Below are 15,808 nucleotides of genomic sequence, written 5' to 3'. Positions count from 1 at the left end.
GGCTATAGCTTCTCTCAAATTTAAGGAATTAAGATGAAACTGACCGCAGAAATTAGCATGTATCCCTTCAATGAGAACTACCTCGATCCGATTAAGTGGTTCATTGGTCGCGTGGATAGCTATCCTAATATCGAGCGCGTGACCAATGCGATGGCAACCCAAGTGTGCGGTGATTATTTAGATGTGATGACTATGCTGGCGACCGAGATGCAAGCCGCCCATGAGAAGTGGGGCAAGGCAGTATTTGTGTGTAAGTTTATCGGTGGTGAGTTGAATTTAGCCCACAGCGAATAATGTTTTAGCGTCACATACGCGATAAATCGGCAGTGAGAACAACACAATGACAGATTTATGGTTAACCTTGGTCGAGAGTATGAATGCGGCCTTTGGTGAAGTCCATGTGATGACCGCATGGGAAGCCTTGGCGGTACTGCTAGCCATGGCATATCTACTGCTGGCGATGAAGGCGAGCGTCTGGTGCTGGGCGGCGGCCTTTGCCAGTACCGCCATTTACACTGTGTTGTTTTGGAAGGTGTCGTTACTGATGGAGTCAGTGCTGAATATCTATTATATGGCGATGGCGCTCTATGGATATTGGCTCTGGACCCAGGGCGGCGATAAACATCAAGGGGTCAAAGTGACCACTTGGCCGTTGAAAACCCACTTGAAGTTGATCGCGGTGACAGGCGTTATTTCGCTTTGTGTCGGGCACGGCATGGCGATGTATACCCAAGCCGCGTTCCCCTATTTAGATGCGGCCACGACCTGTTTTGCTGTGATGACGACCTATTTAGTGGCGAAGAAAGTACTTGAGAATTGGCTCTATTGGGTCGTTATCGACATAGTGTCTATTTACCTTTATCTCAGTAAAGGCTTGATGTTGACCTCGTTATTATTCGTACTCTATGTAGGGCTTGCAGTTGTAGGGTATTTCCTGTGGCGCACTGCGTTAGCCGATGCCCGTGAGGCCAATGCCTTGAAGTTACTCAGTTAATGCTCGATGTCAATGCTGCTAAGCCATACTCAGCGGGCGAATCATTCAATACACTCTTGCCCATACTCAAACGAGCTGGGCTTGAGCAAGTGCAGAGTATTTGCGAGCTTTCGGGCGGCTTGAGTAATCATAATTATAAGATCACTACGCCAACAGGGTGTTATGTGCTGCGGGGCAATGCCAATGCGGCGGACAGTTTTTGCACCCGCGAGCAGGAGCGTTTTTACTGGCAACAACTCGCCCAAGCTAAACTTGCCCCTGAACTGCTGTGGGTGAGTGAAGATGAGCGCTATTATCTCAGCGATTTTATTGAAAGTGACCTTATTGAGAGTGACTTTATCGAGGGTGACTTTATTAAGAGTGACCTTATTGAGAATGACTTTATCGAAAGTGCAGTAGCGAGCGCAGCAGAGTGTGCGGCAATTGAACACAATGTGATTGATAGCGAACGCTTTCAATGTAAACGCTTCATCCATTGGCCAGCATTAGAGCGCCAAACCAGTGCCGCTGATTTTATGTTGGGACAGTCGTCTTTGGGCATTTTACATCACGGCGATTCACAACAAGCTTGTTTAAGTCCTGAGCCTAGGTTGATGCCAATACAGCAAGATAAGCATCCCAACTCAACTGCGCGCTTACTGCTGGAATTATTGCTGCAATTGCGGGAACTGCCCACAGGTCCTTATGCCATTAGTATCACTGAACAATGGCAGGAATATCACCAGCAGATGCTTGCTTATCAGGCATCTCTTACCACAATGCACAATTGGAATGAGCGTGTGGCTAAACTGCTTAACATCCAAATCGCCATCAAAGATTGGTGCGATAACTTAGCGGCTTGTTTAATTAAACCGCAGTTTTGTCATCGCGATCTTAATCCCCACAACTTGCTACTCAAAAATAATCGTTTGTATTGTATCGATTTTGAGTATGCGACGGCGTCGCATCCCCTGTGTGAGTTAGCCGTAGTGTTAGCGACCCATGCGTTAACGCCTGCCCAGCAAAACGAGTTAGTGACGCAGTATCTGAGTGAACACCCTTATGTTTCAATAAACGCCGCAGAGGCCGTGCCCGCCGCCATTGACATGTACTGGGTATTTGCCTGTTACTGGGCATTATTGATGGCGGCGCAAACGGAGCCCAGTCGTAGCGCCGACTATCTGGCATGGTTTGATTGTTTTTGGCCGCTCATCACCCAAGCATCATGAGGATGGCTGCTCGATTTTTTAATCATAAAACAGGCAAAGTATTAACATATTGAAAACCTTTATTAGACAAACTTGTTTGATATAAGAGGCAACTTTATATAGGCTCAAGCGTCATATTAGCAACAGTTCTAGGATGGATGATTCAGAATGAAAAAAGGCGTGATGCTACTTGTGTGTCTCTTAGGCTTAAGCGCCTGTTCGACTAAATTCAGTTACCATTTCCTCGATTGGGCCATCGGTTGGGAGCAAGAGGATTACGTTACTTTAGATAAATCGCAGCAAAAGGCATTCGATGCCCTCATTGAAAAATTTGTCCTGTGGCACCAATCCAAAGAATTGTCCCACTATGTGGTGCAACTAACCGAAGTCGAAAGCCTCATCAAAACCAATACCTTAACGCCAGTGTTATGGGCCGAGCATGTGGAGATTGCTAAGCGGCATTGGTTTCGTTTGTTTGAGTTTGCCTTGCCAGAATTACTGCCCATCATAATGTCCTTGTCCGATGCACAGGTGAAGCAAATCCTCGCCAAATTACGGGAAGATGAGCAGGAGCTTGTCAAAGAGTTTGCCGGTAAAACCCCAACGCAGTTACAAAAAGAGGCCGATGAAAACCTTCAAGAACAATTTGATGACTGGCTTGGCAGTGTGAGTGCTGAACAAAAAGAGCTTATTCATCAGTATAATCAACAGCGTTTATCCACCTTAGATATGTGGCTCGAGTATCGCCACGAATGGTTACGTCAGTTTGAGGTCGCCCTTGGCCAGCGCGCCGATAAAGCGCTATTAACCGAGCGTTTGACCTTGCTAATGACGCAGCCCGATGAGCTTAAGTCTGAACAACATAAAGTGTTTTTGCGTAAAAATACTGAGGCATTTGGAACCTTACTGCTAGCGATGAACGCGAGCCTCTCGGAGAAGCAGTCGAAGCACTTTTATAAAAAGTTGGGCGGACTCATTCAAGATCTCACCGAGCTTAATCAAGAAGCCATTGAAAAAGAGGCAAGTGCAAAAAAAGCCTAGGCCATGAAAGATTTATGGGCTTGCTAGGGTCTATTCCTGCAAGCCAATTCATCAGTCAAAGAGAGACACTATGCCACTTGCATCCCGTTACCAAAAATTGCTCAATATGAGTCGCTATTTCGATGGTTTAGCACCATTAGCCCTCAGGACTTACCTTGCGCCCGTGTTGATGCAAGCCGGTTATAACAAGCTCGCCCACTTTGACGATACGGTGGCTTGGTTTGCCAATCCCGATTGGGGTTTAGGCCTGCCAATGCCGGCGGTAATGGCAGGGTTGGCGGCGGGAACCGAGTTCTTTGGCGCTATCTTATTACTGCTTGGGCTTGCGACTCGGCTGATATCTATCCCTTTGATGGTCACTATGTTGGTCGCCGCATTGACAGTGCATTGGCCAAATGGCTGGTTAGCGATTGCCGATGGCAGTTCTTGGCTTGCCAACGACAGAGTGCTTGAAGCAGGGGATAAACTGGCGAAAGCTAAAGAAATATTGCAGGAGCATGGTAATTACGACTGGCTGACCAGCTCAGGTAACTTAGCTGTGCTTAATAATGGTATTGAGTTTGCGGCCACTTATTTCATTATGTTGTTGGCACTCTTTACCTTAGGCGGCGGCCGTTACACTAGCCTAGATTATTTCATCGCTAAGCGTTGCGGGGTTAAGTAAGCATTTTATAAAGAGCTCTGGATTTTCAAGCGCAATCAAAGCGTTAAATCCCATCCATGCGGTGGGATTTTTTTATGCCTCTTTGCCTGCAATTTGCTATGCTTGAACGCAATTTATATCGAACTAGGATAAGAACTTGGACGCTATTGAACTTTTGCTCACCCGTCAATCGACCCCGCGATTAATCGCTCCCGCTCCCGATGCGAGTCAATTAAAAATCATCTTAGATGCTGCCATTCGTGTGCCAGATCATGGTGCATTAGCCCCATGGGAATTTATTATTGCCACAGATCAAGGGTTAAACACCTTAGCCGATATCTTTGTTGAGGCGGCTAAAGCCAGCGGCGCCGACGAGGATTTCGTTAATAAAGCCAAGGGTATGCCAATGCGTGCGCCTATGGTGATCACTGTCGTTGCAAAAACGCAGCAACACCCTAAAGTGCCTGTACTTGAACAACAAATTGCAGCGGGCTGCGCAACGATGGCGATGCAACAAGCGGCTTTTGCCTTAGGCATAGGCGCTGTATGGCGCACGGGCGATTTTGCCTTCGATGCTAATGTGAATGCCGCATTAGGCCTTGAACCACACGATCAAATTGTCGGCTTTTTGTATGTCGGTACGCCAGCGGTTGTGGCACCCCAAAAACCGCAAAAGGACGGCAGCCAATACGTCCGTTATTTATGAAAAAGCTTATGACTATATTTTTATAAACATTGTCTATTTCTAGTGGAGAAATCCTATGCAAGTTGCGCTTACTCCTAGATTAATCCTGCGGCAGTTAACCCCAGCCGATGCTTCATTTATGTTAGTGTTGCTCAATAGCCAAGGCTTTATTGATAATATAGGGGACAGGGGAGTACGCACGCTTGTGCAGGCCAAGGATTATATCCTCAATGGACCAATGAAAAGTTATGCCGAATGTGGTTTTGGCTTTTATGCAGTGGTGCTCGCGGAGAACGGATTCACCATAGGAATTTGCGGTTTAATCAAACGGCCGACGCTTGATAATGTCGACATAGGCTATGCATTTTTGCCGCAATATTGGGGTAAGGGTTACGCATTCGAAGCCGCTAAAGCCGCTTTTGATTTAGGCAAAAGTTTAGGTATCGAGCGTATTGTGGCGATTGTGAGCGCCCATAATGGCGCGTCAAAGGCATTGCTGAACAAACTGGGATTACAGTTTGAGCAGTGTGTGCAGCTTAGCCCAGATGATGAGCCAGTCGAACTGTTTGGTTGAATTTAAGATGTTGTTTATATTGATTTTTATTTTATTGTAATTCGGCGTTCTTTACTCTAGAATTCTGCAAAATTTACTGTTGAGATATGGCAATCATATCTCGTATCGACGCCCCTCGAAAATCAGGCTCATTTAATCCCTCCTTGAGCCCTTGAGTACAGCAAAAGCGTAGCCCTTTTATTGGATGTAGCATAATGGTTTCGCAACTAAGTGAAGCAATGCTGGACGTGATCGCTGATGCCTTGGTAGACAAAGGCTATATCTTTTTACCTGACTTAGTTCCAAGCAATATAAGCCAAGTGCTATTGGAAAAAATTCAATCAACGCAAGCACATGAGCTAAAAGCTGCGTCCATTGGTCGTGGCGCAGAGCAGCAATTAAACCCCGACATTCGCCGCGACAGAATACAATGGCTAGAAGAGCACAACGAGCCTGATGCCCAATATCTTGAACTGATGACGCAACTCAAAAATGGCTTAAATCGTCGTTTGTTTATGGGGTTATTCGACTATGAAAGTCACTATGCGGTATATCAGCCTGGGGCATTTTATAAAAAGCATGTCGATGCGCTGAAAGGCAGTCAAAACCGTATCTTAACCACAGTGTTTTTCTTAAATCCTGACTGGAAAGCGGCAGATTGTGGCGAGTTGATTATCTATGATGAAGCTGATATTGATATTGAGATTGAACGCATCGCACCTAAAATGGGTCATTTTGTGATTTTTCTCAGTGAGCGCTTTCCCCATGAAGTGACTAAAACCTTAGCCCAGCGCAATAGTATTGCGGGTTGGTTTAGGGTCAGTAACAGTGTGCATGGCTTTTAACTTTAGCCTCTAACTTTAGATTTTAACTTTAGCCTCTAAATATGGTGGCTAGCTTCAACGGATAGCAAACACTTAAATACTGAACGCAGATTTAGGTGTTTGCTGTTATTGGCCCCGATTGCTTATCTCATTTCGCGACGTATTCTGTGATAGCAGTATTGACTCCAAGCGGATTTAACTGCCATTCACTCATTTCTTCAAATTTTTTTACACTCTTAAGCTTTATGTAATCTAAGCCGCCGACAATAGGACAAATTTGTCCAATCATGCTGAAAATAGGGTATTTTTTTATTCTCGTTTAATGTTAGGCTAGATAAAAATGTGCGCAACAACACACTTTTCTATCATCTAACGGGGGCGAGACTGTGGGCTGTGAAGATAACTTAGGTTGTTTAACGGGTGAGCATATTGTGCTTGAGCCTTTATCTTTGTCCCATGTGGCGGCATTGAGTTTAGCTGTAACAGATGGTCAGCTTTGGCGTTTGTGGTTTACTAGCGTGCCAGAACCTGCCGAGGTGAAGTCCTATGTGACAAAAGCCCTCGAAGAAAAAGCGCGGGGTCAGAGTTTTCCCTTTGCAGTGCGGGATAGAGTGAGCGGTGAAATTGTCGGCTGCACGCGCATTTGCAACTGGGAGCCTGAAAATCGTCGTCTTGAAATTGGCTATACTTGGTATGCAAAACGTGCTCAGCGTACGGGGATCAATACCGAAGCTAAGTTATTACTATTGACCTTTGCCTTTGAAACCTTAGATGCCATTGCCGTTGAGTTTCGGACTCACTGGCATAACCAAGCCTCCAGACAAGCAATTGCGAGACTGGGTGCTAAGCAAGATGGTGTGTTGCGTAATCACAAAATTCTTAAAGACGGCACAATTCGCGATACTGTGGTGTATTCCATTATTGATGCTGAGTGGCCTACGGTGAAAAACAGTCTGCAATTTAGATTGCGACAACACCCGCCAACACTCTAACGATACCAAGGAAAGGCCCATGGCAAGCATTATAACTCGAGCAGATGTGACTCAAGCCCATGAGATTGCAGTGTTATTCAATGAGTACCGACAGTTTTATGGGCGCAGGGATGATGTCGCGGCCGCGGAGCAGTTTATTCATTCAAGATTGCTAGATGAGTCATCGGTGATATTTATTGCCAAAGATAATCAAGGGCTTGGATTAGGCTTTGTGCAAATGTATCCCAGTTTTTCATCGTTACGTCTGGCCCCTATGTTGATCCTCAATGATGTGTTTGTGACTCAACATGCTCGATGTGTCGGAATTGGGCGAGCGCTAGTGCAGCAGGCCGCCAGTTATGCCAAAGCGCATAATATGAGTTATTTGATGTTAGAAACTCAGCAAAAAAACCAGCGTGCGCAGGGCTTATATGAAGGCTTAGGCTTTGTGCGAAACCAGGATTTTTATATCTACGAGCTTGAGATCCACCCAGGGCTTGAGTAGGTTTATTTATGACGATTAAAAGGAAAGTAACATGTTAACTCAGGTAAAAACATTGGTATTAGGTGGTTTAGTATTGAGTGCCAGTACCGCAGTTTGGGCTGATGAAGCAGAAAAAGCGTTTAGTAAAGAAGCCATTGAATGTGCCGCTTACTATCAAATTAGCTCAGAAGCCATTGGGGCGATGAATGCACCGCAAATGCAGGCCGTGGGTGAGCGTTTAAAAAGCTCTAAAATTGAGTCTGAGAATTTAGCTAAGAAATACAGCTCTGAAGCTGAGGTGACTCAAGCGGTTGTCGCTGCTAAAGCGCGTCAAATCGAAAGCTTAGGTGGCTCAAGTAACTTAGGTGCGTTAATGGGTAAATATAAAGAAGAATGTAAAAACCTATTAGCCGATCCGCAAAAGCGTTTAGATTATTGGACTATGGCGACTATGTAGTCGCAGGTTTTAGTCCGCACAGGTTTTTAAGCATGTGATTTTAAGCATTGTGATTTTAAACATGTGAAGTAAGGGAGCCTAAGGGCTCCTTTTTGCGCTAAGAACTTAGCACTGGGCTGCGCGAGTTCATTTTATCAGGCTTGTGTGTTGGTTGCGGTCCGGTTGACTCAATGATTTTTAGCCAGCTAGGTTATTTTTGTTAAGCTGAAACTCAACTGGGGTTATCAGGGTCTTATCGCCGAGGGTTGCGATTCTCGTTTTGTTTACGCATTGATTTTCAAACACCATCAAATATGAGCACTAACTAGGAGCAGTATGGTTTTAACATTAATGGCAGCGACTGTCTTGAGTGCTGGAGTCTGTGGATACCATTTAATCTATGGTAAACGTGTTCTATTGGCGCCGTTGTTAAAGGCAAATGTGTCCCAGCAGAGCAAGCAAATGTTGCGCTGTTTATTTCACTGCCAGTCAGTGTTTTTTGTGGCCTCAACTGCAGTACTTTTAGCCTGCGCACTTAAGGTGATCCCAGGCATGTATGCCTTTAGCTTATTGTTATTTCTTGGGATGAATTACGGGATCTTCGCGATTTGGCAGTTTTATATTGCCACTTTGAGCCCGCCAAATAGTGGCCAGATGATCATAGTGCAAGCCTTAATTTTCTTGCTGATTGGCACTTTGGCTATGCTGGGACCACTCTTGTCAGTCGCCTAAATCGCTGATCGCTTTTGGATAATCGTCGTGCTTAAAGCGTTAACGGCTTGAAGAAATAAAAAGCGAATTATTGGCTCGACTTAATCCCGTATTGGGCGGCGAGTTCGGCCAGTTTGCCATTGTCGATGAGCAGCTGAACCCAGTGTGAAAGCTTTTTAGCATCAAGTGATGATCTGAGGCTAAGTAAGATGCCGTTATCGTACTCTTGGTCCCATTTGTCTGAGATTAATAGTAAATGCCTGTCTTGTGGATTCACCTTTAAATAATACTGCAAATAGGAATGAGTGACGGGCGCTATGTCTGCCCGTTCGCGCAGAATGCTTTCGATAGAGGCCCTGTTGTTACTGACGAACAAGGGGCGAAATTGCTTTGCCAACTTGTCAGCATCGGTTTCAAAGTGGGCAAACTGATAGTGATAGCCCTTAACGAATGCGACTGACTTATTGGTTAAGTTTTTGAAATAATTTTGATTATGGGCTTTGGCCTTAAGCGCAATAAACACTTCCCCATCTATCATGTGTAGTGGAATAAACTGATCCGCTATTTTCTGCCATCCCCAAGTGGGATTCTCAAATATCATCATGTCGAAGCGACCTAAGGCATAGGCTTTATATCTGTGCTCAACACTGGTGACGGTAAATTCAAAAAACACTTCTTGTTGTATTTGATTCAATGCATTAATGATATCGAGGGTGAGGCCTGTGTAGCGGCCGTCCTGTTGTAGATTCACATAGGGAGAAAATTGATAACCACCGACATGAATGGTCGGTATTGTGTTGGGCGCTGTTGTATTGGGTACTATTGTATTAGTTGCTGTGGGCGACTGATTGTTATCTTGGGCGATTGCGGCCGAAAATACGCTAATCCCTAAAATGAAACTAAAGAGTAGACGATACAACTGTCTTATTACCATGGTCACCCCTAATCATGCCAAAGGTTAATGATTTTTTACAAGTATACACAATTTAATTTACTCAACGCTGTCGATATTGTGCGAATTTTGAATAGGTCATAGTAAGCTAGCGCAAACAGGATGAGGGAGAACTCACATTGAGCCAGATCAAATCTCAAGTGTGTGGCTGGGTTGAACAGGGACATATTACGCAAGAGCAAGCGAATACGCTTTATCGGCAGGTCACAGTGTTGCCTGATGCGTCGAGCTGGCGCAGTTTAATCGCTAACCTATTACTCTGGTTTGGCGCGTTAAGCTTTGCCTCTGGAGTGATTTTTTTCTTTGCCTACAATTGGCAATCCCTCGGGCGTTTTGCCAAATTCGGGCTGATTGAAGTGGCGATAGTGCTCGCCACCGGCGCATTTGCTTGGCTATATTATCGTGCTAATTCCCTTTCAGCTGCTTCCCATTCCCATAGTCATAGTAACCAAAGCAACGACAGCAGATTTGGTGCGACGACAGCCAATGGTGTGTTATTGGCCGCGAGCGTATTGGTGGGCGGCCTATTAGCACTGGTTGGACAAACCTATCAAACGGGCGCTGATCCTTGGCAGTTATTCGCCCTGTGGGCGTTAGTGATTTTGCCTTTTGCTTGGGTGGCGGGATTCGATGGTTTATGGCTGCTGCTGGTGGGACTTATTAACCTAAGCATAGGGATATTTTTAGATTCCTTTTCCCATTTATGGGGAGCCTTCTTGGATGAACAAGGCCAACTGCTGATCTTTATCTGTTTGAATTTAGCTATCTATTACGCTTTTGTATTGTTAGACCGCAACGTCGTGGGGCGCTGGCATGCGCCAATCCTCGAATATGTGTGTTCACTGTTTGCTATGGGCTGTTTTACTTGGTTAATCACTTGGCTGATTTTCGATGATTTCTTTAAAGGTGATGGCTTTAGTACTTGGATAGTTTGTGGTTATCTTGCCCATCTGGTGTTGGGATTCGTTATTTTTCGCTATCGCTTACCGCGCATTTATCCCTTGGCCTTGGGCGGTTTTAGCTTGATTGCCGTGGGCGCTGCGTTACTGATACGGCTGATGTTTGAGGACAATGATCCCATAGGTGGTTTTTTGTTTATTGGGCTTTACATCATTTTGGCGAGCACAGGCTTGAGTATTTGGTTAAAGGAACTCAGTCGCAAGCTAAAACCACTGTCACAGTCTATGTCAGAATTAGAGCCTGAACCTATGTCTGAATTAGAGCCTGAGCCCGCAGCGAGAGCGACCCAAGGGAAAGTGGGAGACATTCATGAGCAACAATAATGGCTTACCGGATGGCGACATGGTGACCAATTCTTTAACGAGTTCAGTAGCGACTCCTTTAAAGTCTCCTTCAAAAGATAATGCCGCTTCAATTGATGCATCGGGTGAATCCAGTCTGATAACACTGTGGCAATCCTTGTATGCCGAGGGCAAAGTCAGTACGCCCCAAATGCCAGAAAACCAGGATATTCCTTGGTATATTGCCGCTATGCAGGCCTTCGCCGCTTGGATCGCTGCTTTGTTTCTATTGGGTTTTATGATGGCGGCATTTGGCGCCATTTTTGAGCGGGTAGGCGAGGGCGTCGCTTTATTTATCGGCTTAACCTATTTAGCCGTGGGCATTGGGTTGTATTTTTTACCGCGGCAACAGATCTTCATTGAGCAATTTGCTTTTGCCGCCTGTTTGAGTGGTTTAATCAGTGTGGCTTGGGGATTCTATGATTTAATAGACAATGATTTTAGCCTCAACTGGTATCTGTGTATGGCGGGTATTCTCTTGTTGTTGTGGGGTTTAATTGCCCATGGATTAGCCCAGTTTGTGTTCGCGTTTTGCTTAAGTTGGTGCGTGATTGGCCTCATGGCTAAATTCGAATGGCTCAATGTCAGCCCAAGTCTGTTTGCCTTAATCATTAGCTTAGTGTTGTTCAATATCAATCGGTTCGGGCGTCATTACCGCCGCGCGCGTATGCTTATCTACGGCTTTGCACTGGCATTACTGACATTGCAACTGATGCATGCTTTTAGCATGGACAGTATTTTTGAAGCCTTATTCAGTCCTTGGCAGCAAAGCTTGTGGCTCACGCTTAGCCATCTGTCGATTATTTTTGTCATTTGCGGATTATTGTTGGTCAGCGTATTTCGCAAACGCCAACAATCACTCAGCTCAATGGCGGCGATAGGCTGTTTTCTCGGTTTAATGGTTATTAGCGGTTTATCTTTACCCATGCAGGGATTATCGACGGCTATCCTATTGATCTTGCTTGGCCATTATTGCAATGAGCCTTGGCTAAAAGGCATGGGAATTATGTCGGCGCTGCTGTTTGTCAGTGGATATTATTATTCATTAGAAACAACACTACTGCTGAAATCTGCTTATTTGATGGGTTTAGGCGCGCTGTTGCTGGTGGCAAGGATGCTGATGTGGCGGTTATTTCCTGCCAATGAAAATGCCAAGGAGACTATGTGATGGGCAATGTGATGGGAAAACTGGCGGCTTCACATAAATGGGCGCTGGGCATAGTACTTTTTACGACAGTTGCGATTCTTGCTGGCGTGAATTGGCGCATTTTCAAATTCGAACAACTGCTTAATCACGGCCAAGTCGTGCGCTTTGCATTAGCGCCAGTCGATCCGCGCTCGTTAATGCAGGGGGATTACATGGCGCTGGAATATGCCATTGCCCGCGATGTGCGTAGCGCCTTAGCGCCGCAACAAATGCAGGGTCAGTTGTTGCTGGCACTAGATGGGCAAAAAGTTGCACGTTTTATGGATTTTTATACTGACCAAGCGCTGGGTAAAGATCAGCTGCGGGTGCAATTTCGTGTTCGTGGTAATCAAATCAAGCTTGCATCGAACAGCTTTTTCTTTGAAGAAGGGCAGGCCGATCATTTCAGTGCGGCTAAATACGGCGAGTTTAGGGTGAACGCCCAAGGTGAGTTACTGCTGGTCAGTTTACTTGATGAAAAACTTGAGCCCTTATAGCCCTGCGTCAGGGCTCTCATCCATTGGCTCTGCTTATTTTTAAGAGCCATTTATCCCATCACATTGATTATTTCTGGTCGCATTGTTAATGGGCGGCCAGCATTCCCCGTACTGCTTTCTTCCTAGCTCTGATCGCTAAATCGCACCAATAATATCAATCTTAAGTTGCAACTTTGGCGCAACCAATTTGTAACCTTGATCCTCTATAGTATTGTCAGTGTTCGAGGTGACATCACCTTGAAGCATCTAAGCACATCAATTAAATCGCAATTCAATACAAAATATTAAAACAATACATTTAGGGGTCTCAATGTTTAACACTAAAACTGTGCTGGCGTTAGCCATCAGCAGCGTTTGTGGGCTTGCCCATGGCGCTGATAATTTGATCATTTCAGAATACGTCGAAGGCAGCAGCAACAATAAAGCTATCGAACTGTATAACCCAACCGCGGGCGTTATTGATTTAAGCCAATACCAATTGCGTTTCTATTTTAATGGCAGCACCAACGTCGGTACGACCATTGCGCTCACTGGCTCATTAGCCGCGGGGGCGACTTATGTGGTTGCCGATAACGATGCGTCTGCTGATATTCTTGCACTGACCAATCAACAAAGTACCGCCAGCTTCTTCAACGGCGACGATGCGATTGAACTGACTTATCAAAATCAAGTGATTGATAGTTTAGGTCAAGTTGGTGTCGATCCCGGTGCCGAGTGGGGCAGTGGTGACTTATCCACTCAAGACAACACCCTGCGCCGTAATCCTGAAAAGCTTATTGCCGATCCCATCAGTGACGATGCTGTCAGCTTTAGCACTTGGTTAGGTTTTGCGAAGGATGATATTTCTGATCTCGGTAAATTCAGCGCCGGCACACCAACCGATCCAGTCGACCCTCCACCGAGTTCTTTAGTGTGCGGCGAAGAAGCCACAGCAATTCATGCGCTGCAAGGCGCGGGCGCTGCCAGTCCTCTTAATGGTCAAACCTTAGTGGTTGAAGCGGTTGTCGTCAGTAATCAAGAAGCCGGTCTTAAGGGCATTTTTGTACAAATGGCTGATAACGAAGCCGATAGCGATCCACAAACCTCGGAAGGGGTGTTTGTGTATACCGGCACTGCGCCTACCGCGTACGTGGCGGGTGATCGTATTCGTTTAAAAGCCAAAGTCACTGAATATCAAGGCTTAACTGAACTAACGACTGTATCAGATCATAAGTTGTGTGCCACTGCACAAGCATTACCAACAGCGGCTGTGGTGACCTTACCGGTTAACAGCAGTGATGATTTTGAGCCATTTGAGGGCATGCATGTTCGTTTTAGCCAAGATTTAGTGGTGAACGAAGTCTACAACCTAGGTCGTTACGGCGAGATTTCATTAGGTAGTCAGCGCCACTTTATCGGTACGCAAGTGGCGGCACCGGGCACGGATGCGCTGGCGGTGAGCGCGGCTAACCAACGCGACAGTATTTTATTGGATGACGGTTTAACAGCGCAGAATCCAGATCCTGTGCAATTCCCCGCTCCTGGTCTTAGCGCATCAAACACAGTGCGTGTAGGTGATAAAGCCACATCGCTTACGGGTGTAATGCACTATGGCTTTAATTTGTATCGCATTATGCCAATCGAGACGGTGAACTTTATAGCGGAAAACCCACGTCCAATCGCACCAACATTGGTTGAGGGCGGTAATCTAAAAGTCGCTAGCTTTAACGTGCTTAACTACTTCAACGGTGATGGTCAAGGTGCAGGATTCCCAACTGCGCGTGGTGCCAATACGTTGAGCGAATTTGAGCGTCAAAAGGCGAAGATTGTCAGCGCCATGGTGGGCATTAGTGCCGACGTATTTGGTTTGATGGAAATCGAGAACGATGGCTTTGGCGCTAATTCGGCCATTGCTGATTTAGTCGCAGGTTTGAATGCCGCTGTGGGTGAAGCGCGTTACGCTTATATCGCGCCAACAGGCATGAATGCGATTGGCACCGATGCCATCACAGTCGGCTTGATTTATCGTAGCGATAAAGTCACGCCGCAGGGCGCTGCACGCATTCTATCCAGTGCAAATTCGCCATTGGATGATGACCAAAAGCCTTTGTTTGACGATAGCAAAAACCGTCCAATGCTGACCCAAGCCTTTAGCGTGAACGGCAGTGAAGAAGGCGTGGTCGTTGCGGTTAATCACCTTAAATCTAAGGGCAGTGAATGTGCGGGCGATCCTGATCTGAATGATGGTCAAGGCAACTGTAATATCACTCGTACCCGTGCGGCGACGGCTGCAGGTCAATGGATTAGCGAGCAATATCCAGATCAAGGCGTATTGCTGATTGGTGATTTGAACGCCTATGCGAAGGAAGATCCATTAACGGCGTTAGGTAACGCGGGCTTTAGTGAGCTGTTTGCCAAACTTGAAAAGCCGAACCCTTATTCCTATGTGTTCTCGGCAGAATCGGGTCAGTTGGATCATGCTTTAGCGAATGCTGCCCTGCTGGATAAAGTGGTGGATGTGACTGAGTGGCATATCAATACCGACGAACCGCGCGTATTGGATTACAACGAAGAGTTTAAGACGCCTACTCAAATCCAAGACTTATTCGCAACTGATGCGTATCGCTCATCGGATCACGATCCTGTGGTGATTTCACTCTTGCTCGAAGCGGAAAAAGTCGCGCCAGTGGCCAGTTTCACTCAAGTGGTGAATGGCGCTGCGGTGCAACTGACATCCACTTCAACCGACAGCGACGGACAAATCGTGTCTGCCGAGTGGAGCTTTGGTGATAATACAGTCGCAGTGGGTGAGGTAGTGACTCACAGTTACAGCCAAAGCGGCGAGTATCTGGTCACGCTAACTGTGACTGATAACGACGGCTTAACCCATAGCACGTCACAAACTGTGTCTGTGGTGGTTGGTGAGGTAAAACAACCGCCTGTTGCGCAAATTCAGCGTATCAATTTATTGTTCGTCGATATGTTTATCTCGACTAGCTACGATACCGATGGCGTAATCAAGCAACATAAGTGGACGTTCGACAATGGCACCCGCGCTAACGGTCAAGTGGTATTGCGCCTTGCCCGCCGTGGACAACACACAGTTGAACTGACCGTTAAAGATAACGATAAGTTAACGGATACCACGACGCTGACGTATCGTTAAGTCAGTCTTTATATTCCGTTGACTTTAAGTGACGCCAAGCCCGCAGCCGCGGGCTTTTCTTTTTGCCCAAAAGCAAGATAACGTTATCGTCAGTTGTTGCTACACATCAATTCTCATTGTTTCCCCAGTGACTCACCGCCTCTTTATTTAACTAGAAGTATCCCAGAGGGCTCTACTAAAATATCCCTATTTTTAGAA

17 protein-coding genes are annotated in these 15,808 nt (G+C 46.0%); 16 read left to right on the top strand and 1 reads right to left on the bottom strand.

Annotated elements, in window-relative coordinates:
• Positions 1–33 precede the first annotated feature (33 nt).
• The 12 genes from NE536_RS13675 to NE536_RS13620 all read left to right on the top strand — a co-directional run bounded on the left by NE536_RS13675 (position 34) and on the right by NE536_RS13620 (position 8,550).
• Positions 34–294, top strand: coding sequence for a hypothetical protein (locus NE536_RS13675; RefSeq protein WP_028760297.1), 261 nt, complete (start codon positions 34–36; stop codon positions 292–294).
• 46 nt (positions 295–340) lie between these two features.
• On the top strand, positions 341–994 hold the full coding sequence (gene pnuC, locus NE536_RS13670; protein ID WP_261273028.1) for a nicotinamide riboside transporter PnuC: 654 nt from the start codon (positions 341–343) through the stop codon (positions 992–994).
• The gene (locus NE536_RS13665) at positions 994–2,202 is read left to right on the top strand and encodes an aminoglycoside phosphotransferase family protein (RefSeq protein WP_261273027.1); all 1,209 of its coding nucleotides are present in this window, start codon (positions 994–996) and stop codon (positions 2,200–2,202) included. Before pnuC ends, NE536_RS13665 begins: the two co-directional genes overlap by 1 nt.
• A gap of 147 nt (positions 2,203–2,349) precedes the next feature.
• On the top strand, positions 2,350–3,222 hold the full coding sequence (locus NE536_RS13660) for a DUF6279 family lipoprotein (RefSeq protein ID WP_106650281.1): 873 nt from the start codon (positions 2,350–2,352) through the stop codon (positions 3,220–3,222).
• 70 nt (positions 3,223–3,292) lie between these two features.
• The gene (locus NE536_RS13655) at positions 3,293–3,886 is read left to right on the top strand and encodes an HvfX family Cu-binding RiPP maturation protein (protein ID WP_261273026.1); all 594 of its coding nucleotides are present in this window, start codon (positions 3,293–3,295) and stop codon (positions 3,884–3,886) included.
• Between the two features lie 136 nt (positions 3,887–4,022).
• Entirely contained in the window at positions 4,023–4,571 is a 549-nt protein-coding gene (locus NE536_RS13650; protein ID WP_011846586.1) for an NAD(P)H nitroreductase, read from the top strand.
• A 55-nt stretch (positions 4,572–4,626) separates the two neighbouring features.
• Positions 4,627–5,124: a GNAT family N-acetyltransferase gene (locus NE536_RS13645; protein ID WP_261273025.1), complete on the top strand. Its 498-nt coding sequence runs from the start codon at positions 4,627–4,629 to the stop codon at positions 5,122–5,124.
• Positions 5,125–5,318: 194 nt separating this feature from the next.
• Positions 5,319–5,948: a 2OG-Fe(II) oxygenase gene (locus NE536_RS13640; protein ID WP_261273024.1), complete on the top strand. Its 630-nt coding sequence runs from the start codon at positions 5,319–5,321 to the stop codon at positions 5,946–5,948.
• A gap of 365 nt (positions 5,949–6,313) precedes the next feature.
• Entirely contained in the window at positions 6,314–6,919 is a 606-nt protein-coding gene (locus tag NE536_RS13635) for a GNAT family N-acetyltransferase (protein WP_220592729.1), read from the top strand.
• A gap of 19 nt (positions 6,920–6,938) precedes the next feature.
• A complete protein-coding gene (locus NE536_RS13630; RefSeq protein ID WP_259521409.1) occupies positions 6,939–7,403 on the top strand; it encodes a GNAT family N-acetyltransferase in 465 nt (154 codons plus the stop codon).
• Positions 7,404–7,434: 31 nt separating this feature from the next.
• Positions 7,435–7,839 (top strand): hypothetical protein, encoded by a 405-nt coding sequence (locus NE536_RS13625; RefSeq protein WP_006081318.1) that lies wholly within the window; start codon positions 7,435–7,437, stop codon positions 7,837–7,839.
• 315 nt (positions 7,840–8,154) lie between these two features.
• Entirely contained in the window at positions 8,155–8,550 is a 396-nt protein-coding gene (locus tag NE536_RS13620) for a hypothetical protein (RefSeq protein WP_006081319.1), read from the top strand.
• 67 nt (positions 8,551–8,617) lie between these two features.
• On the opposite strand, the gene NE536_RS13615 is transcribed toward NE536_RS13620, so the two are convergent.
• Positions 8,618–9,463 carry a substrate-binding periplasmic protein gene (locus NE536_RS13615; protein ID WP_261273023.1) on the bottom strand — a complete coding sequence of 282 codons (846 nt, stop codon included), beginning with the start codon at positions 9,461–9,463 and terminating at the stop codon, positions 8,618–8,620.
• A 137-nt stretch (positions 9,464–9,600) separates the two neighbouring features.
• On the opposite strand from NE536_RS13615, the gene NE536_RS13610 reads away from it, so the two are divergent.
• From NE536_RS13610 to NE536_RS13595, 4 genes are all read left to right on the top strand, one after another.
• Entirely contained in the window at positions 9,601–10,764 is a 1,164-nt protein-coding gene (locus tag NE536_RS13610; protein ID WP_261273022.1) for a DUF2157 domain-containing protein, read from the top strand.
• Positions 10,751–11,950, top strand: a complete 1,200-nt coding sequence (locus tag NE536_RS13605) for a DUF4401 domain-containing protein (RefSeq protein WP_261273021.1) — start codon at positions 10,751–10,753, stop codon at positions 11,948–11,950. Before NE536_RS13610 ends, NE536_RS13605 begins: the two co-directional genes overlap by 14 nt.
• Positions 11,950–12,465: a GDYXXLXY domain-containing protein gene (locus NE536_RS13600; protein ID WP_006081323.1), complete on the top strand. Its 516-nt coding sequence runs from the start codon at positions 11,950–11,952 to the stop codon at positions 12,463–12,465. Before NE536_RS13605 ends, NE536_RS13600 begins: the two co-directional genes overlap by 1 nt.
• Before the next feature lie 310 nt (positions 12,466–12,775).
• Positions 12,776–15,610, top strand: a complete 2,835-nt coding sequence (locus tag NE536_RS13595) for an ExeM/NucH family extracellular endonuclease (RefSeq protein WP_261273020.1) — start codon at positions 12,776–12,778, stop codon at positions 15,608–15,610.
• Positions 15,611–15,808 lie beyond the last annotated feature (198 nt).

Origin of the sequence: Shewanella septentrionalis (genome assembly GCF_025370265.1) — a bacterium.
Lineage (GTDB): Bacteria > Pseudomonadota > Gammaproteobacteria > Enterobacterales > Shewanellaceae > Shewanella > Shewanella hafniensis.
This window is presented reverse-complemented; position numbering and strand designations above follow the sequence as displayed.